The sequence below is a fragment of the Pseudomonas sp. GW456-L13 genome (assembly GCF_017350115.1).
GTDB classification, from domain to species: Bacteria; Pseudomonadota; Gammaproteobacteria; order Pseudomonadales; family Pseudomonadaceae; genus Aquipseudomonas; species Aquipseudomonas jessenii.
In genome coordinates this window covers 1,295,557-1,315,116 of record NZ_JACNAS010000001.1, presented here as the reverse complement: position 1 = coordinate 1,315,116, position 19,560 = coordinate 1,295,557, and the positions used below count along the sequence as shown (strand labels likewise).

The window sequence follows — 19,560 nt, the reverse complement described above, 5'->3', positions numbered from 1 at the left end:
AGGTGACCGGGCTATGACAACTCCCTGCGATCTTTCCTGGGGGGCAGAACCAGTCCACCAGAAATGCCACCACGTGGCTACCCGAACTTTAGACCAATAGCGTCTAGCCTCTAGTGTTGGCGGACATAATTAACCCGACTCATTGTGATTTGCAGCAAGCCACCCCATTGAGCGGTATAGGCTGACCCTAATGATTGCCTTGTCCAGGATGATTACGATGCTCTCTGCCCGTCACCGCCGTGCCATTCGCCTGGCCAGTCGCTTCATCGCGCCATATCGCTGGCAGGCCTTTGGCGCCTTGCTGGCGCTGATCGTCACCGCTGGCATCACCTTGTCCATGGGGCAAGGCATCCGCCTGCTGGTGGACGAGGGGTTCATGACCCAGTCACCGCATCTGCTCAATCAGTCCATCGGTCTGTTCATGTTACTGGTGGCGGGATTGGCGATAGGAACCTTTGCACGGTTTTACCTGGTGTCGTGGATCGGCGAGCGCTGCGTCGCCGATATCCGCCGCAACGTGTTCAATCATCTGATTTACCTGCACCCGGGGTTTTACGAAGACAATCGCAGCTCGGAAATCCAGTCCCGCCTGACCGCCGACACCACGCTGCTGCAATCGGTCATCGGTTCTTCGCTGTCATTGTTCCTGCGCAATTTGCTGATGGTGATCGGTGGGATCGTCCTGCTGTTCATCACTAACCCCAAACTCACCAGCATCGTGGTGGTTGCCTTGCCCCTGGTGATCGCGCCGATCCTGATCTTCGGACGCCGGGTGCGTAACCTCTCACGCCTGAGTCAGGACCGGATTGCCGATATCGGCAGTTATGTGTCCGAAACCCTGGGGCAGATCAAGACCGTGCAGGCCTACAACCATCAGGCCCAGGACGAGCGACGGTTTGCCGTGACGGTGGAAGAGGCGCTCAACACCGCGCGCAAGCGCATCTTCCAGCGGGCCTGGCTGATTACCCTGGTGATCGTGTTGGTCTTGGGTGCGGTCGGGGTGATGCTCTGGGTTGGTGGCATGGACGTCATCGCCGGGCGAATTTCCGCTGGCGAGCTGGCGGCGTTCGTGTTCTACAGCCTGATTGTCGGCAGCGCGTTCGGCACGTTGAGCGAAGTGATTGGCGAGTTGCAGCGGGCAGCCGGCGCGGCCGAGCGGATTGCCGAGTTGCTGCGTTCGGAAAACATCATCTTGCCGCCGGTGGCGGACGCGGTGAAGCTGCCGGAGCGGGTCAATGGCCAACTACAACTGCACAATGTGCGTTTTTCCTACCCGTCGCGGCCGGAAAATTATGCTGTTGACGGGTTGAGCCTGACCGTCAATGCCGGTGAGACGCTGGCGCTGGTCGGGCCATCGGGGGCCGGAAAATCCACGGTGTATGACTTGCTGCTGCGTTTTTACGACCCGGCCGAGGGGCGCATCCTGCTCGATGGCGTGCCGTTGACTCAACTCGACCCGCTGGACCTGCGTCGCTGTTTTGCCCTGGTGTCGCAAACCCCGGCGCTGTTTTTCGGCAGCATTGAAGAAAACATTCGCTACGGCAATCCGCAGGCGACGTTGGCCGAGGTACAGGAAGCGGCAAAAGTCGCTTACGCCCATGACTTTATCGAAGCCATGCCCAATGGTTACCAGACTCATCTGGGGGACGGTGGTCTCGGCTTGTCCGGCGGCCAGCGCCAACGCCTGGCCATTGCCCGTGCGCTGCTGGTAGACGCCCCGATCCTGCTCCTGGACGAGGCCACCAGCGCCCTCGACGCCCAAAGCGAACACCTGATCCAGCAGGCGCTGCCGAGCCTGATGAGAAACCGGACCACCCTGGTGATCGCCCATCGCCTGGCCACGGTGAAAAACGCCGACCGAATTGCGGTGATGGACCAAGGGAAACTGGTGGCGGTGGGCACGCATCTGGAGCTGATTGCCAGCAATGCGTTGTATGCGCGGTTGGCGGCGTTGCAGTTCAGTGATGGATTGATTAACGCTGGGGAACTCTTGTAGGAGCGAGCCTGCTCGCGATGGTCGTCAACGATGACGCGGGATGCCTGACACCCAGCGGCACTCTAATGTCCATCGCGAGCAGGCTCGCTCCTGCAGTGATCATTGATCGTCGAAATACCGCTCATGCCAATCCACGATTGGCTGCGGTGAGTTGAGCTTCTCGCCATAGATCACCGAATACGACAGCACGTTTTGCACGTACTGGCGGGTTTCGTCGAACGGAATGCTTTCCACCCACACGTCGAAACTCAGGTGGTCCGCACCGCGCAGCCATTGGCGCACTCGGCCCGGGCCGGCGTTGTAGGCGGCGGAGGCGAGGACGCGGTTGCCGTTGAACTGGCTGTGCACCTGGCTCAGGTACGCGGCGCCGAGCTGGATGTTCTTGTCCGGGTTGAACAGTTGCTGTGGCGAGCTATAGGGAATGCTGAACTTGCGTGCGGTTTCCTTGGCGGTGGCGGGCATCAGTTGCATCAGGCCCGAGGCGCCGACCCCGGAGCGGGCATCTTCCATGAAGGCGCTTTCCTGGCGAGTGATGGCAAACGCCCAGCTCGGATGCAGGCCGCGATTCTTCGCTTCACGCACCAGCGTGTTGCGGTGGGCCATCGGGAAACGGATATCCAGGTCGTCCCAGTACTGCGCCTGGCTGATGGTGCGAATGGCCGGGAAGTACCATTTCAGGTCGTAGGCCAGTTTGGCCTGGGCGACCATTTCGTCGCGGCTGAAGTGACGGCTGACGTGGTACCACTCGCGGCGCCCGTCGACGATTTGCCCGCGAGCGTGGAACTCCAGGGCGCGACGTATGCCGGGGGTGTTGCGCACTTTGTTGATCAGCGCCTGGCTCATCACCAGCGGCTTGTTATTCAGCGAATAGGGTGACTGCGAGCGATCCGCCGCGAGGAACCCATAAAAGTCGCGCTCACGAGCCACGCTTCGATACAGGGTCTGGGCTTCCGGGTTCTGCGGTTGCGCCAGCTCCAGGGTGCGGGCCTGCCAGTAACGCCAGCGGTTGGTGGTGGCCAGGTCCTGGGGCAGGCGGCGGGTCAACTGATAGGCATCGTCCCAGCGCGCCAGGCGCAGGAGCAGGCGCAAGCGCCATTCGGAAACCGTGTTGTCGCGCAGTTCCGGATCGTATTTGGTCATGACGTCCAGGGCTCGACTGTCGAAACGTTTGGCGAGGGTCAGCCCGATTTCCCGGGCGATCGCCACTTTTTCATCCCGGGAGAAATGCATGCTGCTGGCGTAACCGTCGAGCAGATTCATGGCCCTGTCCGGGTCCTGACGAGCCAGGCGGCGCAGGCCGAGGCTGACCACATCGGACATGGCTTCATCGGCCGGGGTAAAGCGTGACGGCTGGTTGAGCAGTTCCGGTTTCTGCGCCACGTCCACCAGCAAGCGGCCGCGAGGGGCGAGGGTGGTCATGCCGTTGATCAGGCTGTTGGCCAGGGGATAGTTGCGCGCCTGGGCGGCGAGTTTGGCGCGTTCCCAACGTTTTTGCTCGGTCAACTGGCCATCGGCGGCCCACATGCCGAACAGGGCATCGCAGGCTTCGGGCTGGGATTTACCGGTCAGCCAGAGCTTTTCAGTGTTGGCGTAACCTTCGGCTTTGAGGTTGTGGCTGATCTGGTACTGCGCATTCAGGCAGTCCAGTTCGGTGAAGTTCATTTTCGGGTCGTAGTACTTGACGAAGGTCGCCCAGTCGCCCCGTTCCGCCAGCCAGCGCAACCAACGCAACTTCATCCAGTTGGCCTGGGGCAGGTCGCCGTGTTCGGCGAGGAATTTCTCGATTTCGGCGTTGCTCGCGGTTTTCAGGCGCGCGGTCAGTTCGTCGTACGCCAGGTAGGGTTCCAGCGGATAATCGGCGAGGGCCTGGCTGTAACGGAAATACGGTCCGCTATCGCCCTTGGCCAGGGCGCGCTTGGCTTCATCGTAATACTGGCGTTGGGTGGACAGGTCCACCGCCTGGGCGGATTGAACGGCAGCGGCAGACAGTAAAAAAGCAGATAAAAGATTGAAAAGGCGACTGCGCATGAGACGTCCGGGCAGAGAAAAATCATGACAAGCGCGGGCCAGGCCCGCGCTGAATTGTCTGTAGCTTAGCCTTTTGCCAGCAGCCGGTGAAAGCTTTGCGGGTCTTCCCGCATCAGTTCGCAACATTTGTCATGCAGAGTGCTACGAGAGTGAAATTGCCGGCCTTCTGAAGCCTCAAGTCAGGTAGAATGCGCGCCCGGTTTTTGGAGAAGCTCATGACCCTGCTCAAATTCAGCGATGTGTCCCTTGCTTTCGGCGCTATGCCGTTGTTGGACAAGGTGTCCTGGCAGATCGCCCGTGGTGAGCGGGTGTGCATCATCGGCCGCAACGGCACTGGCAAGTCCAGCATGATGAAGCTCGTCAAGGGCGACCAGAAGCCCGATGACGGCTCCGTTTGGCGCGCACCCGGGCTCAAGATCGGCGAATTGCCGCAAGAATTGCCGGTGGCCGACGAGCGGACAGTGTTCGACGTGGTGGCCGAAGGCCTGGACGGCGTTGGCGCCTTGCTCGCCGAATATCACCACCTGAGCCAGAACATCGTCACTGACGCCGATCTGGACAAGCTGATGCACGTCCAGCACGACCTCGAAGCCCGCGATGGCTGGCGCTTGCAGACCCTCGTCGACAGCACCTTGAGCCGCCTGCAACTGCCGGCCGACAAGACCCTCGCCGAGTTGTCCGGCGGCTGGCGTCGTCGCGTCCTGCTGGCCCAGGCCCTGGTGTCCGAGCCGGACCTGCTGCTGCTCGACGAACCGACCAACCATCTGGACATCGGTGCCATCGCCTGGCTTGAAGAAGCGCTGAAGGATTTCCAGGGCGCCGTGCTGTTCATCACGCACGACCGTTCTTTCCTGCAGAACCTGGCAACCCGCATCCTCGAACTGGATCGCGGCGGCCTGATCGACTGGAACGGCGACTACGCCAGTTTCCTCGTGCACAAGGAAGCCGCACTGGCGGCCGAGGAGACCGCCAACGCGCTGTTCGACAAGCGCCTGGCCCAGGAAGAAGTGTGGATTCGCCAGGGCATCAAGGCCCGTCGCACCCGTAACGAAGGCCGCGTACGTGCGCTCAAAGCCTTGCGTGTCGAACGCAGCGAGCGCCGTGAGCGTACCGGCAAGGCCAATATCCAGCTGGAAACCGCCGACAAGTCCGGCAAGCAGGTAATGGTCCTCGATAACGTGAGTTTCGCTCACCCGGACGGTCCGTTCCTGATCAAGGATTTCTCCATGGTGCTGCAGCGCGGCGACCGTATCGGTCTGCTCGGCGCCAACGGTACCGGCAAGACCACCCTGCTGAAACTGATGCTCAGCGGCTTGCAGCCGACCAGCGGCAAAGTGGAAGAGGGCACCAGGATCGATGTCGCCTACTTCGACCAGTTGCGCCATCAGCTGGATCTGGAAAAAACCGTGATCGACAACGTGGCCGAAGGTCGCGACTTCATCGATATCGATGGCCAGAGCCGCCACGTGCTGAGCTACCTCGGCGACTTCCTGTTCAGCCCGCAGCGTGCCCGCACGCCAGTCAAGGCGCTGTCGGGTGGTGAGCGTGCCCGTCTGTTGCTGGCCAAGCTGTTCAGCAAGCCGGCGAACCTGCTGGTACTCGACGAACCGACCAACGACCTCGACGTCGAAACCCTCGAACTGCTGGAAGAGGTCTTGCTGACCTTCAACGGCACCGTACTGATGGTCAGCCACGACCGGGCATTCCTCGACAACGTGGTCACCAGTACTCTGGTCTTCGAAGGTGAAGGCAAGGTTCGCGAGTACGTCGGTGGCTACCAGGACTGGCTGCGCCAGGGCGGCTCGCCGCGTCTGCTGGGCGTGACCGAGAGCAAGTCCGGCAAGGCCGACCTGAACTCCGCGGTGGTGAAGGCCGAGCCTGCGCCGGTTGCGGCAGCTGTCGAAGCGCCAGTGGCGAAGAAAAAGCTCAGCTACAAATTGCAGCGCGAACTGGAAGCGTTGCCGGGGCAGATCGAGGCCATGGAGCAGCAGATTGCCGCCGTTGAAGCACAGATGGCGGATGCCGGCTTCTATCAGCGTCCGGCGGCCGAAACGGCTGCGGTGATTGCTCAATTGGAGCAGTTGCAGGCTGAACTCGACATCATGGTCGAGCGTTGGGCCGAACTGGATGCCTGATTGACCCGGTAACAAAAAAAGCCCGGCGTTCAGTGATGAATGCCGGGCTTTTCATATGAAATGCAATCCCCCTGTAGGAGCGAGCTTGCTCGCGATGGTCGTCAACGATGACGCGGGGAGCCTGACACCCCGTGGCGCTCTCAGGTTCATCGCGAGCAGGCTCGCTCCTACAAGGGCGTGTTGTCAGCTTTTGTTTTGCAGACGCACCGCCAGCACATCGCAAGGCGCGCCATGCAGCACGTCATTGGCGGTGGAGCCCAGCAACAGTGCCAGACCATGCCGGCCATGGCTGCCCACCACGATCAGGTCACAGGTTTGCTCCTTGGCCAGGTGGTGGATCTCCTGGCGTGGCTGTCCGTAGGTCAGGTGGCTGTATTCCCTGGAGAGCTCCGGGTATTTCAGGATCAAGCGGTCAAGGCGCTCCTTGGCCTGGTCGAACTGCTGCTGTTGCAGTTGTGACAGGTCCATTGGCACGTCGCCGCCGAAGGCCATCGCCATCGGCTCGACAATGTGCACCAGCGACAATTTCGCACCGTTGCTCACCGACAGTTCGCGAGCGCGGTGAATCACAGGGTCGCACTCTTCGGTCAGATCTACAGCGACCAGAATATGGTTGTAGGGCATGAGGTGCTCCTCCTGAGGGATGCAATATTGGTAAGTATGGCTGGTTTCAAGCGCATTGGTTCCAAAGTGACACAATGGGCTCATTCAAATTCGGGAGTACAGATATGACGGTCTGGATAGTGGTGTCAATCCTGCTGGTGGTGCTGAGTCCGCTGGCATGGTTGCGGCCGTCGCGAGTTCAGAGCGGGCGCATCGCCTTGCGGATGGAGGCTCGGCGCATCGGGCTGGCCATGCAATTGGCGCCTCAGGAGTGGCCGCACTGGCTCAGCCAGGGGCCGCCGAGCCCCTGCGCCCAGTACCATCGATCTCGACGTGGCAATCAGCCGGCGTGCTGGAGTTACTGGCAAAAATCACCGGGTGTCTGGGTTAATCAATGGCAGGAAATCTGTGAAGACAGGGCACTGCTCGATCATTTCGAAAAATTGCCGGCCAACGTCTACAAAGTCGAGGCGGACAAGCAAATGATCACGTTGTACTGGGGCGAGAAGGGCGAGGCCGAGGTGTTGCAGCAGATCGACGCCACCCTCAAAGCCCTCGCCTGAACCCCGATCCCCTGTAGGAGCGAGCCTGCTCGCGATGAACCTGAGAGCGCCGCGGGGTGCCAGGCTTCCCGCGTCATCGTTGACGTCCATCGCGAGCGAGCTCGCTCCTACAGGTGTTTTTCGCAGGCAATAAAAAGCCCGACATTCATCATCGGGCTGGAGTTGGCCAGGCAGGCCGGTAAAAACGGTGTTGGCTGATCTTACGCTGGGCATTCGCCAAAAGCGTTCACAATTTTCCCCTGGGTTCCGCCAGCGTAGCTTGTTAAACACGGGCTGCAGCGAATTAGGGCGAACTTTCTAACAATTGATTCTATGAATGACCTTGCATGCTCAAGCGTGTTTAAGGTCTTCGCAGTACGGATATGACCGGAAAGTCGCGTTTCAACCCGTGTTTCGGGCGATTGACAATTGTCGGAAATTCCGTGAAGGTGACGTACCCAAATCAAACGGGCGTATGAATTGAGCGTTTGTATTTCAGACCGCTCCTACAGAATCCCGACTATCGCGTTGGCGGGTGTGCCGGGGGAATGGGCGTAGCATTGACGATCAACGTCCCTGCCAAGCCGTTCGCCTGCGTCCGACGTGTACTGTTCAGCTTCCATATCGTGGAGATCAGTTGATGATTTACGAAGGTAAAGCCATCACGGTTAAGGCTCTTGAAAGTGGCATCGTCGAACTGAAGTTCGACCTCAAGGGTGAGTCCGTCAACAAGTTCAACCGTCTAACCCTGAACGAACTGCGTCAGGCCGTAGACACCATCAAGGCAGATGCTTCGATCAAGGGCGTGATCGTCAGCAGTGGCAAGGACGTGTTCATCGTCGGCGCCGACATCACCGAATTTGTCGACAACTTCAAGCTGCCGGATGCAGAACTTGTTGCTGGCAACCTCGAAGCCAACAAGATTTTCAGCGATTTCGAAGACCTCAACGTCCCGACCGTCGCCGCGATCAATGGCATCGCGTTGGGTGGCGGTCTGGAAATGTGTCTGGCGGCGGACTACCGCGTCATGTCCACCAAGGCCAAGATCGGTCTGCCGGAAGTCAAGCTGGGCATCTACCCGGGCTTCGGCGGTACTGTGCGCCTGCCGCGCCTGATCGGTGCCGACAACGCCATCGAATGGATCGCCGCCGGCAAGGAAAACCGTCCTGAAGACGCGCTGAAAGTCGGCGCCGTCGACGCCGTGGTTGCTCCTGAGCAACTGCAGGATGCCGCGCTGGAACTGATCAAGCGCGCCATCTCCGGCGAGTTCGACTACAAGGCCAAGCGCCAGCCGAAGCTGGAAAAGCTGAAGCTGAACGCCATCGAACAAATGATGGCTTTCGAAACCGCCAAGGGTTTCGTGGCCGGCCAGGCTGGTCCGAATTACCCGGCGCCGGTTGAAGCGATCAAGACCATCCAGAAAGCCGCGAACTTCGGTCGCGACAAGGCGCTGGAAATTGAAGCTGCAGGTTTCGTCAAACTGGCCAAGACCTCTGCCGCGCAGAGCCTGATCGGCTTGTTCCTGAACGATCAGGAACTGAAGAAAAAGGCCAAGGCCTACGACGAAATCGCCAAGGACGTGAAGCAGGCCGCCGTACTGGGCGCCGGCATCATGGGTGGCGGTATCGCCTATCAGTCGGCCTCCAAAGGCACGCCGATCCTGATGAAGGACATCAACGAGCACGGTATCGAGCAGGGTCTGGCCGAAGCCGCCAAACTGCTGGTCGGCCGCGTTGATAAAGGTCGCATGACCGCCGCGAAAATGGCTGAAGTGCTCAACGGCATCCGTCCAACCCTGTCTTACGGCGACTTCGGTCACGTGGATCTGGTGGTCGAAGCGGTCGTCGAGAACCCGAAGGTCAAGCAAGCGGTACTGGCCGAAGTTGAAGACAAGGTCAAGGAGGACACCATCCTGGCGTCCAACACCTCGACCATTTCCATCACCTTGCTGGCCAAAGCCCTCAAGCGTCCGGAAAACTTCGTCGGCATGCACTTCTTCAACCCGGTGCACATGATGCCGCTGGTGGAAGTGATCCGTGGCGAGAAGTCCAGCGAGCTGGCTGTTGCCACCACCGTTGCCTACGCCAAGAAAATGGGCAAGAACCCGATCGTGGTCAATGACTGCCCGGGCTTCCTGGTCAACCGCGTCCTGTTCCCGTACTTCGGCGGTTTCGCCAAGCTGGTCAGCGCCGGTGTGGACTTCGTCCGTATCGACAAGATCATGGAAAAATTCGGCTGGCCTATGGGCCCGGCCTACCTGATGGACGTGGTCGGCATCGACACCGGTCACCACGGTCGTGACGTAATGGCCGAAGGCTTCCCGGACCGCATGAAGGACGACCGTCGCTCGGCCGTCGACGTGCTCTACGAAGCCAAGCGCCTGGGCCAGAAGAACGGCAAGGGCTTCTACGCCTACGAGACCGACAAGAAAGGCAAGCAGAAGAAGGTTGCCGATCCTTCGGTACTGGAAGTGCTCAAGCCGATCGTTTACGAGCAGCGCGAAGTCACCGACGAAGACATCATCAACTGGATGATGATCCCGTTGTGCCTGGAAACCGTGCGTTGCCTAGAAGACGGCATTGTCGAAACCGCTGCCGAAGCCGACATGGGTCTGGTCTACGGTATTGGTTTCCCTCCATTCCGTGGCGGTGCGCTGCGTTACATCGATTCGATCGGTGTGGCAGAGTTCGTTGCCCTGGCTGACCAGTACGCTGATTTGGGCGCGCTGTACCACCCGACCGCGAAGCTGCGCGAAATGGCCAAGAACGGCCAGAGCTTCTTCGGTTAAGCGCCCCCAACTAGAGTGAGAGTGAACTTATGAGCTTGAATCCTAGAGACGTCGTGATTGTCGACTTCGGTCGTACTCCGATGGGCCGCTCCAAGGGCGGCATGCACCGCAACACCCGTGCCGAAGACATGTCGGCGCACCTGATCAGTAAACTGCTGGAACGTAACGTCAAGGTCGACCCGAACGAAGTCGAAGACGTGATCTGGGGCTGTGTGAACCAGACCCTGGAGCAGGGCTGGAACATCGCGCGCATGGCGTCGCTGATGACCCAGATCCCGCACACTTCGGCCGGCCAGACCGTCAGCCGCCTGTGTGGCTCGTCCATGAGCGCTCTGCACACTGCCGCGCAAGCGATCATGACCGGCAACGGTGACGTTTTCGTGGTTGGTGGCGTCGAGCATATGGGTCACGTGAGCATGATGCACGGTGTCGATCCGAACCCGCACATGTCGCTGTACGCGGCGAAAGCCTCGGGCATGATGGGCCTGACCGCGGAAATGCTGGGCAAAATGCACGGCATCACTCGCGAGCAGCAGGACGCTTTCGGCGTGCGCTCCCACCAACTCGCCCACAAGGCGACCGTGGAAGGCAAGTTCAAAGACGAAATCATCCCGATGCAGGGCTACGACGAGAACGGTTTCCTGAAAACCTTCGACTACGACGAAACCATTCGTCCGGAAACTACCCTGGAAAGCCTGGCGGCTCTGAAGCCGGCGTTCAATCCGAAGGGCGGCACCGTGACAGCCGGTACCTCGTCGCAGATCACCGATGGTGCCTCGTGCATGATCGTGATGTCGGCGCAGCGTGCACAGGATCTGGGTATCCAGCCTCTGGCGGTGATTCGTTCGATGGCAGTGGCAGGTGTGGATCCGGCAATCATGGGCTATGGTCCAGTACCGGCCACACAAAAAGCACTGAAGCGCGCGGGTCTGGGCATTTCCGACATCGACTTCTTCGAGCTCAACGAAGCTTTCGCCGCACAGGCCCTGCCAGTGCTGAAAGATCTGAAAGTACTCGACAAGATGAACGAGAAGGTTAACCTGCACGGCGGCGCGATCGCCCTGGGCCACCCGTTCGGTTGCTCCGGTGCGCGCATCTCCGGCACTTTGCTCAATGTGATGAAGCAGAATGGCGGTACCTTCGGGGTAGCCACCATGTGCATTGGTCTCGGCCAAGGCATCTCCACCGTCTTCGAACGCGTTTAAGCGTCTCGTTGATGGAAGCCGGGGCCAAGTGCCCCGGTTTTTGTTTTTCCGGATTTATTTTTTTATTTTGAAAAAATTTGAGTGAGGGCCAAAGCATGCCGATACAACCTGGGCTCTACCAACATTACAAAGGTCCGCAGTACCGCGTATTCAGTGTTGCGCGGCATTCGGAAACCGAAGAAGAAGTGGTCTTCTACCAAGCCCTGTATGGCGATTACGGCTTTTGGGTGCGTCCCTTGAGCATGTTCCTGGAGTCCGTCGAGGTTGACGGCGAACAGGTGCCACGCTTTGCTTTGGTGCAGGCCGAACCGAGCGTTTTTCCGCAGCCATAAGGGGAGTGCGCGCAGAGCCCTGCGCTTGACCTCATCTTGTAGCCACTATATATAGCGGTGCCGCGTCAGGCGCCAACCGCCTTTCACTTCTCGAATTCAGGAATTTTCTGATCCATGGGCAAATCGCTGGTCATTGTGGAATCCCCGGCTAAGGCCAAGACCATCAACAAGTATTTGGGCAACGAATACGTGGTGAAGTCGAGTATCGGCCATATCCGAGACCTGCCCACCAGCGGTTCGGCTAGCGCCAGCAAAGAGCCAGCCGCCAAGCGCGGCAAGGCTGCTGCGGGTGAAGCGCCGGCACTGTCGCCGAAAGAAAAAGCGCGCAAGCAGCTGGTCGCGCGCATGGGTGTCGATCCGGATCATGGCTGGAAAGCCAAGTACGAGATCCTCCCGGGCAAGGAAAAAGTCATCGAAGAGCTGCGCCGGCTCGCCAAGGATGCTGACACCATCTATCTCGCAACCGACTTGGACCGCGAGGGGGAAGCCATTGCCTGGCACCTGCGCGAAGCCATCGGTGGTGACGATACCCGCTACAAGCGCGTGGTGTTCAACGAAATCACCAAAAAGGCGATTCAGGAAGCCTTCTCGAAACCAGGCGAGCTGGATATCGATCGCGTCAACGCCCAGCAGGCGCGTCGTTTCCTCGACCGCGTGGTGGGTTACATGGTTTCGCCGCTGCTGTGGGCCAAGATCGCTCGCGGTCTGTCCGCCGGTCGCGTGCAGTCGGTTGCCGTGAAGCTGGTGGTCGAGCGCGAACGTGAAATCCGCGCGTTCAACCCGGAAGAGTACTGGGAAGTTCACGCCGACCTCGGCACCGCAAAAGGCGCGACCGTGCGCTTCGACGTGGCCCGCGAGAAAGGCGAAGCCTTCAAGCCGCTCAATGAAACCCAGGCCATGGCCGCGCTGGAGAAGCTCAAGGCTTCCAGCTACAGCATCGTCAAGCGCGAAGACAAACCGACCAGCAGCAAGCCGTCGGCCCCCTTCATCACGTCCACCTTGCAGCAAGCCGCAAGCAATCGGCTTGGCTTCGGTGTGAAGAAGACCATGATGATGGCCCAGCGTCTTTACGAAGCTGGCTACATCACTTATATGCGTACCGACTCCACCAACCTTTCGGTTGATGCCGTGGCGATGGCGCGTGCCTATATTGAAGGCGAATTCGGCAAGAAATACCTGCCGGAAACCCCGAACGTCTACAGCAGCAAGGAAGGCGCACAAGAGGCTCACGAAGCGATTCGTCCGTCCGACGCCAATACCGAGCCAAGCAAGCTGTCGGGCATGGAGCGTGACGCTGAGCGCCTCTACGAGCTCATCTGGCGCCAGTTCCTCGCCTGCCAGATGCTGCCGGCGCAATACCTGTCGACCACGGTCACTGTCGGTGCCGGCGACTTCGAGCTGCGCGCCAAGGGCCGCATCCTGAAGTTCGACGGTTACACCCGCGTCATGCCGCAAATCGCCAAGCCAGGCGATGACGACGTACTGCCGGACATGGCCCAGGGCGACGCGATGAAGCTGATCAAGCTTGATCCGACCCAGCACTTCACCAAGCCGCCGGCGCGTTACTCGGAAGCCAGCCTGGTAAAAGAAATGGAAAAGCGCGGTATCGGTCGTCCTTCGACCTACGCGGCGATCATTTCGACCATTCAGGACCGCGGCTACGTGGCGCTGCACAACCGTCGTTTCTATTCGGAAAAGATGGGCGACATCGTCACCGAGCGTCTGGCCGAAAGCTTCTCCAACCTGATGGACTACGGCTTCACCGCCGGCATGGAAGAGCATCTCGATGACGTGGCCCAAGGCGAACGCGACTGGAAAAACGTGCTCGATGAGTTCTACGGCGACTTCAAGAAGAAACTCGAAGTAGCCGAAAGCCCGGAACACGGCATGCGGGCCAATCAGCCCGTCATGACTGACATTCCGTGCACCACCTGCGGCCGGCCGATGCAGATCCGTACCGCGTCGACCGGCGTGTTCCTCGGTTGCTCGGGTTACAGCCTGCCGCCGAAAGAGCGCTGCAAGGCCACCGTCAACCTGGTGCCGGGCGATGAAATCGCTGCGGACGACGAGGGTGAATCGGAGTCGCTGGTGTTGCGTGGCAAGCATCGCTGCCCGATCTGCAGCACGGCGATGGACGCCTACCTGCTCGATGAGAAGCGCAAGCTGCACATCTGCGGTAACAACCCGGATTGCGATGGCTACGAAATCGAAGAGGGCACTTATCGCATCAAGGGCTATGAAGGTCCGAGCCTGGAGTGCGACAAGTGTGGCAGCGAGATGCAGCTCAAGACCGGCCGTTTCGGCAAGTTCTTCGGTTGCACCAATGCCACCTGCAAGAACACCCGCAAACTGCTGAAGAGTGGTGATGCCGCGCCGCCGAAGATGGATCCGGTGAAGATGCCTGAGCTGAAGTGCGAAAAGGTCAATGACACCTACATTCTGCGCGACGGTGCATCCGGTCTGTTCCTGGCGGCCAGCCAGTTCCCGAAAAACCGCGAGACTCGTGCTCCATTGGTGATGGAAATCATCCCGCACAAGGATGAGATCGATCCGAAGTATCACTTCCTCTGCGAAGCACCGAAGAAAGATCCGGATGGTCTGCCAGCCGTGATCCGTTACAGCCGCAAGACCAAGGAGCAGTACGTGCAGACCGAAGTTGACGGTAAGCCGACTGGCTGGAAAGCGTTCTACGATGGCGGCAAGTGGGCGGTCGAAGACAAGCGTCCGGCAGCCAAGGCTTAAAAAACTGTAGGAGCGAGCTTGCTCGCGATGGTCGTCAACGATGACGCGGGCCATCAGAATGCCCGCGTTGCTCTCAGGTCCATCGCGAGCGAGCTCGCTCCTACAGTTAGTGCGCAAGGCCGCATGAGAACCCTCGGGTTTTCATGCGGCTTTTTTGTTTTGGGCTTGCGGTCGGATCGGCTGATCCACGACACTGTCAGACCTGCGTGAAGCAATTATTTCGTTGTGGAGGCTGCCGTCATGGCCCACGAACTGTACACCCGCACCAATCAGAAGATTTATTTCGCCGGCTTGTCGCTCGAAGCGCTGGCCCGCACTGAAGAGGGGCGGGCGATGAATTCGCTGGCGCTGATCCAGGCTGGGCGCGAATCCGCGCTGTTTCATCTGTACGGCGCGCTGCTGGGCCTGTGTCATGAGATCGCCGGTTTCTATCGCTTGCCTCAGGCCAATGCGCCCCGTGCAGAGTTGTTGCTGACTCGCGAGGTGCTGGACACCATCGCCATTCCGGAAATGGCTGAGCTGGTCGAGCTGGCCAACAACCCGGAGACCTGGCTGGCCAAGTTGTTGGCTGCCCATGCTGCGTTGTTTCAGCCGCCGCGCGCGCCCCACAAGCCAAAAGGCGACGTGACCCAGCCACTGATTCAGGCTGTCAATCTGGATGAAGAGGAGGCGCCGCAAGAGCTGAGTCGGGAGGAGCTGGAGAGCTGGCGTCAGAATCTGAAAGGATTGGCGATCCGCTTTCGCGAAGGCCTGAACGAGTGCTGACAGAAACAGTTTTGGGATGGCATCTGGTCAAGATCCCGAGCGAAGCCTGGCCGATGCCTATATAATCCCCGCCTTTCGTGGAGAACAGTCCTTTATGCCAACGTCCTTTCTAGAAATTGTCGAGTTACCAGACGGCCGTATCGAGCTGCGCAGGGCCGAGGACGAGGGTTCTCTGGTTACTTTGGATTTCTCCGAGGACGCCAAGGCATTCCTGCAAGGGCAGCACGTGGAAGTCGCCAAGGCGATGTTGAGCGTCGGTGTTCAGATGGCCGGTCGCCTGGTTGAAGGCGAATTCGACAAGGAAGAGGGGTCGCGGGTTCTTCATTGACCGCCGCCTGTCGCTTTTCCTGATGTCGTTACTCATCGGCTTCTCTGTCCCTGGAGAAGCCTTGCGCGGTGAATCACGCGTTTGTCCGCCGGTTAACCCAGTCGAATATTCAGGCTCTGAGCGTCCCCGGTACGGGCGGCGCTGATCAGTTGTTGTCGCGATTGGGGGCTCAGCGGGTTGATCCAGCTGACCACCGTGTGGCTACGACCCAGGCGCAGTGCTTCGCAAGTCAGTTGCTGGGCGCTCTGGGTGCCCCGGGGTTGCAGCAGCAGAATGCGCTCGCGGTTAAGGCCGGCATCTCGCAGCCAGGCTTGAGTCAGGCTGGCAGGTGGCGCGATCAGTGTCAGCCAGCGTGCGTCCTGGTCCTGGCTCAGTTCTCTGAGGATCGGTGCCAGAAGGCTCAGGCAGTTCCCGGCTGCACCACGCAGTGACAGCTCGCTGAAAGCGTCAGGTTCGGCGCTCCAGGGGGACTCGACTACGTCTTTCAGGATCGGCGCCAATGGCTGTGCCATGAACGCTTCGAACAACGGCAGTTGGGTTTGCTGTGGTGATGTCTGTGGGAACTGCATGGTGCCTCCTTTAGCGGCGAATGACGCCGACACTCAAGCCTTCGATCACCAGTTCCTGGTCTTGAAGGTTCACTTCAATAGGGGCGAACTCGGGGTTCTCGGCGATCAGCCAGACTTTGCTGCCGTCACGCTTGAAGCGCTTGACGGTCACTTCGTCGCCGATCCGCGCAACGACGATCTGGCCGTTACGGGCTTCGCGGGTGGTGTGGACCGCCAGCAGGTCGCCGTCGAAAATGCCGATATCCTTCATGCTCATCCCATGGACGCGCAGCAGGTAGTCGGCGCGCGGATGGAAGAAGGCGGGATTGATGTTGCAGGACTCTTCGATGTGTTGCTGCGCAAGAATCGGGGCGCCGGCTGCTACCCGGCCAATGATCGGCAGGGTGGAATCGTCGGCCTTGGCTTCGAAGCCGGGAATGCGGATGCCACGGGAGGCGCCAGGCGTCATCTCGATTGCACCCTTGCGGGCCAGTGCCTTGAGGTGTTCTTCCGCCGCATTGGGTGACTTGAAACCCAGTTCCTGAGCGATTTCCGCGCGGGTGGGTGGATACCCATTGTCTTCCAGGCAGCGCTTGATGAAGGCCAGAATCTCTGCTTGTCGTGGCGTCAGCTTTAGCATATCGATCGCTCTGTTTTTTTATACAGTGACTGGGATTATATACAGTAAGGCGGTCTTGGCAATGCTCCATTTTTCAGTCGCCGCCGGACGGTCAAACAGCTGGTGGATTGAAGCTTTGCCGTTGTGTGGTTAAATGTCTGACCGACCATTCCCGAAACGAACTGCCAGACTTGACAATGCACAGGCTGAAACGTATGTTTCAAACAAGTGTTTGTCAGGCGGAGTAGCCATGGCCCAGTCGGAAACCGTTGAACGCATTCTTGATGCCGCCGAGCAGTTGTTCGCGGAAAAAGGTTTCGCCGAAACCTCGTTGCGTCTGATCACCAGCAAGGCGGGTGTCAACCTGGCGGCGGTGAACTATCACTTCGGTTCGAAGAAGGCGTTGATTCAAGCGGTTTTCTCGCGGTTCCTCGGGCCATTCTGCATCAGCCTCGATAAAGAGCTGGAGCGGCGTCAGGCCAAGCCTGAAATCAAGCCGACACTCGAAGAGTTGCTGGAAATCCTCGTCGAGCAGGCATTGGTGGTGCAGCCGCGCAGTGGCAACGACCTGTCTATCTTCATGCGTTTGCTGGGACTGGCGTTCAGTCAGAGCCAGGGGCACTTGCGTCGTTATCTGGAAGACATGTACGGCAAGGTGTTTCGCCGCTACATGATGCTGGTCAACGAAGCAGCGCCACGTATTCCACCTATCGAACTGTTCTGGCGCGTGCACTTCATGCTGGGTGCGGCGGCGTTCAGCATGTCCGGTATCAAGGCCTTGCGCGCGATTGCCGAAACCGATTTCGGCGTGAACACCTCGATCGAGCAGGTCATGCGCCTGATGGTGCCGTTCCTGGCTGCCGGCATGCGCGCCGAATCCGGCGTTACCGACACGGCCATGGCCACGGCCCAGTTGCGTCCGCGTAGCAAATCGACACCGGTTGCCGCCAAGGTTTAACCGCACACGGGTGGGCGCGGCAGCTGACATCCGCTAAGCTAGCCGCCCATGCCGACTCTCGTTCTGAACCCGTTTCCCATTGAAATCGCCGACCTGCCGGGCATAGCGTCTTGCGGCGAATTCGTGTGGGCCGGGTTTTCTGTTATCAAGGAATTTCTATGACTGCTGGCTTGCAAGGCTCGTTGATGGTGGACGTCGCCGGTACCTGGCTGACGGCTGAAGATCGCCAATTGTTGCGCCAGCCCGAAGTGGGTGGCCTGATCATCTTTGCCCGCAACATCGAGCATCCGCGTCAAGTGCGCGAGCTGAGTGCGGCCATTCGCGCCATCCGTCCCGATCTGCTGTTGGCGGTGGATCAAGAGGGCGGCCGCGTGCAGCGCCTGCGCCAGGGATTCGTGCGATTGCCCGCCATGCGCGCCATTGCCGACAACCCGAACGCCGAATACCTGGCCGAGCAGTGCGGCTGGATCATGGCCACCGAAGTGTTGGCCGTTGGCCTGGACTTGAGCTTTGCCCCGGTGCTGGACCTGGATTACCAGCGCAGCGCCGTTGTTGGCACCCGTTCGTTCGAAGGTGATCCCGAGCGCGCAGCCTTGCTCGCGGGTGCATTCATCCGCGGGATGAACAGCGCCGGGATGGCTGCCACCGGCAAGCACTTCCCCGGCCACGGCTGGGCTGAAGCGGATTCTCACGTCGCGATTCCCAACGACGAACGCAGCCTCGACGAGATCCGTGCCAATGACCTGGTGCCGTTTGCCAGGCTGAGCAAGCAACTGGCCGCGGTCATGCCGGCCCACGTCATTTATCCACAAGTCGATTCCCAGCCCGCCGGCTTCTCCCGCCGCTGGTTGCAGGACATCCTGCGTGGCGAATTGCAGTTCGATGGCGTGATCTTCAGTGACGACCTGTCCATGGCAGGCGCTCACGTGGTCGGCGATGCCGCCAGCCGTATCGAAGCGGCGCTGACTGCCGGTTGCGACATGGGTCTGGTGTGCAACGACCGTGCGGCCGCCGAACTGGCCCTGAGCGCTGCCCAGCGTCTGAAGGTCAAGCCTTCCGAGCGCATTGCGCGGATGCGCGGCCAGTCGTTTGCCAGCACCGAATACCGTCAGGATCCGCGCTGGCTGGCCGCTGTCGGCGCGCTCAAAGAAGCTCAATTGATTGATTAAGGACTGTTCGTTATGACGGTTTACGCGATTATCGGTGGCACTGGCCTGACTCAACTCGAAGGCCTGAGCATTCGCCAGTCACTGGCAGTGGACACGCCTTATGGCGCACCTTCGGCCGACGTTCAGATCGGCGAGTATGCCGGCAAGGAAGTACTGTTCCTCGCGCGTCACGGTCATCCCCATCGTTTTCCACCGCATCAGGTCAACTACCGCGCCAACCTCTGGGCGCTGAAGCAGGCCGGTGCCGAAGCCATCCTGGCGGTCAACGCCGTGGGCGGCATCCATGCCGCGATGGGCGCCGGGCATTTCTGCGTGCCGCATCAGTTGATCGACTACACCAGCGGTCGTGAGCACACCTACTTTGCCGATGACCTGGAGCACGTCACCCATATCGACTTCAGCTACCCCTACAGCGAACCGTTGCGTCAGCAACTGATTGCGGCATTGGCGGCGGAAGGCGTGGGCTACAGCAGTCATGGCGTGTATGCCTGCACTCAAGGGCCGCGCCTGGAGACGGTGGCTGAAATCGCCAGGCTGGAGCGCGATGGCTGCGACATCGTCGGCATGACCGGTATGCCGGAAGCCGCCTTGGCCCGCGAGCTGGAACTCGATTACGCCTGTCTGGCGCTGGTGGTGAACCCGGCGGCGGGCAAGTCGACGGCGGTGATCACCATGGCCGAGATCGAGCAGGCGTTGCATGACGGCATGGGCAAGGTGAAGTCGACGTTGGCGCGGGTGCTCAAGGGCTGAGGCCTGCTTGATACCGAGTTGACTTCATCGCGAGCAAGCTCGCTCCCACAGT

The 19,560-nt window shown here is 59.9% G+C and carries 16 protein-coding genes and 1 pseudogene; 13 read left to right on the top strand and 4 right to left on the bottom strand.

From position 1 onward, the window contains the following. The first annotated feature begins 208 nt into the window (after nt 1–208). Complete coding sequence (locus J4D25_RS05930; RefSeq protein ID WP_198530267.1) at nt 209–1,996, top strand: ABC transporter transmembrane domain-containing protein; 1,788 nt, start codon at nt 209–211, stop codon at nt 1,994–1,996. Between the two features lie 99 nt (nt 1,997–2,095). Here J4D25_RS05930 and J4D25_RS05925 read toward each other — a convergent pair whose 3' ends face one another. Next, nucleotides 2,096–4,024: a transglycosylase SLT domain-containing protein gene (locus J4D25_RS05925; RefSeq protein WP_057715658.1), complete on the bottom strand. Its 1,929-nt coding sequence runs from the start codon at nt 4,022–4,024 to the stop codon at nt 2,096–2,098. Between the two features lie 215 nt (nt 4,025–4,239). Between J4D25_RS05925 and J4D25_RS05920 the strand changes: the two genes are divergently transcribed. Both J4D25_RS05920 and J4D25_RS27140 read left to right on the top strand, forming a co-directional pair. After that, nucleotides 4,240–6,159: an ATP-binding cassette domain-containing protein gene (locus J4D25_RS05920; RefSeq protein ID WP_008022990.1), complete on the top strand. Its 1,920-nt coding sequence runs from the start codon at nt 4,240–4,242 to the stop codon at nt 6,157–6,159. Between the two features lie 55 nt (nt 6,160–6,214). Continuing rightward, nucleotides 6,215–6,349: pseudogene (locus tag J4D25_RS27140) on the top strand (outer membrane lipoprotein carrier protein LolA); the annotation flags it as partial. Here J4D25_RS27140 and J4D25_RS05915 read toward each other — a convergent pair. Continuing rightward, nucleotides 6,343–6,783 carry a universal stress protein gene (locus J4D25_RS05915; protein WP_046041383.1) on the bottom strand — a complete coding sequence of 147 codons (441 nt, stop codon included), beginning with the start codon at nt 6,781–6,783 and terminating at the stop codon, nt 6,343–6,345. The pseudogene J4D25_RS27140 and the gene J4D25_RS05915 overlap by 7 nt on opposite strands. Nucleotides 6,784–6,887: 104 nt before the next feature. On the opposite strand from J4D25_RS05915, the gene J4D25_RS05910 reads away from it, so the two are divergent. The 7 genes from J4D25_RS05910 (at nt 6,888) to J4D25_RS05880 (ending at nt 15,464) form a co-directional block, all read left to right on the top strand. Then, nucleotides 6,888–7,325, top strand: coding sequence for a hypothetical protein (locus tag J4D25_RS05910; RefSeq protein ID WP_057715657.1), 438 nt, complete (start codon nt 6,888–6,890; stop codon nt 7,323–7,325). A 619-nt stretch (nt 7,326–7,944) separates the two neighbouring features. Next, a complete protein-coding gene (gene fadB / locus J4D25_RS05905) occupies nt 7,945–10,092 on the top strand; it encodes a fatty acid oxidation complex subunit alpha FadB (RefSeq protein ID WP_057715656.1) in 2,148 nt (715 codons plus the stop codon). Nucleotides 10,093–10,121: 29 nt separating this feature from the next. After that, a complete protein-coding gene (gene fadA, locus J4D25_RS05900; RefSeq protein ID WP_008023006.1) occupies nt 10,122–11,297 on the top strand; it encodes an acetyl-CoA C-acyltransferase FadA in 1,176 nt (391 codons plus the stop codon). A 95-nt stretch (nt 11,298–11,392) separates the two neighbouring features. Next, a complete protein-coding gene (locus tag J4D25_RS05895) occupies nt 11,393–11,629 on the top strand; it encodes a DUF1653 domain-containing protein (RefSeq protein ID WP_057715655.1) in 237 nt (78 codons plus the stop codon). A gap of 114 nt (nt 11,630–11,743) precedes the next feature. Beyond that, the gene (topA, locus tag J4D25_RS05890; RefSeq protein ID WP_057715654.1) at nt 11,744–14,371 is read left to right on the top strand and encodes a type I DNA topoisomerase; all 2,628 of its coding nucleotides are present in this window, start codon (nt 11,744–11,746) and stop codon (nt 14,369–14,371) included. 240 nt (nt 14,372–14,611) lie between these two features. Next, nucleotides 14,612–15,136 (top strand): DUF6586 family protein, encoded by a 525-nt coding sequence (locus J4D25_RS05885; RefSeq protein WP_057715652.1) that lies wholly within the window; start codon nt 14,612–14,614, stop codon nt 15,134–15,136. Between the two features lie 94 nt (nt 15,137–15,230). Next, nucleotides 15,231–15,464: a hypothetical protein gene (locus tag J4D25_RS05880; RefSeq protein ID WP_046041430.1), complete on the top strand. Its 234-nt coding sequence runs from the start codon at nt 15,231–15,233 to the stop codon at nt 15,462–15,464. A gap of 92 nt (nt 15,465–15,556) precedes the next feature. On the opposite strand, the gene sulA is transcribed toward J4D25_RS05880, so the two are convergent. Further along, the gene (sulA, locus tag J4D25_RS05875; protein WP_008052977.1) at nt 15,557–16,033 is read right to left on the bottom strand and encodes an SOS-induced cell division inhibitor SulA; all 477 of its coding nucleotides are present in this window, start codon (nt 16,031–16,033) and stop codon (nt 15,557–15,559) included. Between the two features lie 10 nt (nt 16,034–16,043). Beyond that, on the bottom strand, nt 16,044–16,652 hold the full coding sequence (lexA, locus tag J4D25_RS05870; RefSeq protein WP_007995278.1) for a transcriptional repressor LexA: 609 nt from the start codon (nt 16,650–16,652) through the stop codon (nt 16,044–16,046). 229 nt (nt 16,653–16,881) lie between these two features. Here lexA and J4D25_RS05865 point away from each other — a divergent pair, with 229 nt between their 5' ends. The 3 genes from J4D25_RS05865 (at nt 16,882) to J4D25_RS05855 (ending at nt 19,508) form a co-directional block, all read left to right on the top strand. Further along, nucleotides 16,882–17,589 carry a TetR/AcrR family transcriptional regulator gene (locus tag J4D25_RS05865; protein ID WP_007974041.1) on the top strand — a complete coding sequence of 236 codons (708 nt, stop codon included), beginning with the start codon at nt 16,882–16,884 and terminating at the stop codon, nt 17,587–17,589. Between the two features lie 158 nt (nt 17,590–17,747). Continuing rightward, nucleotides 17,748–18,758: a beta-N-acetylhexosaminidase gene (gene nagZ / locus J4D25_RS05860; RefSeq protein WP_007974039.1), complete on the top strand. Its 1,011-nt coding sequence runs from the start codon at nt 17,748–17,750 to the stop codon at nt 18,756–18,758. Between the two features lie 12 nt (nt 18,759–18,770). After that, entirely contained in the window at nt 18,771–19,508 is a 738-nt protein-coding gene (locus J4D25_RS05855) for an S-methyl-5'-thioinosine phosphorylase (protein ID WP_057715651.1), read from the top strand. Nucleotides 19,509–19,560 lie beyond the last annotated feature (52 nt).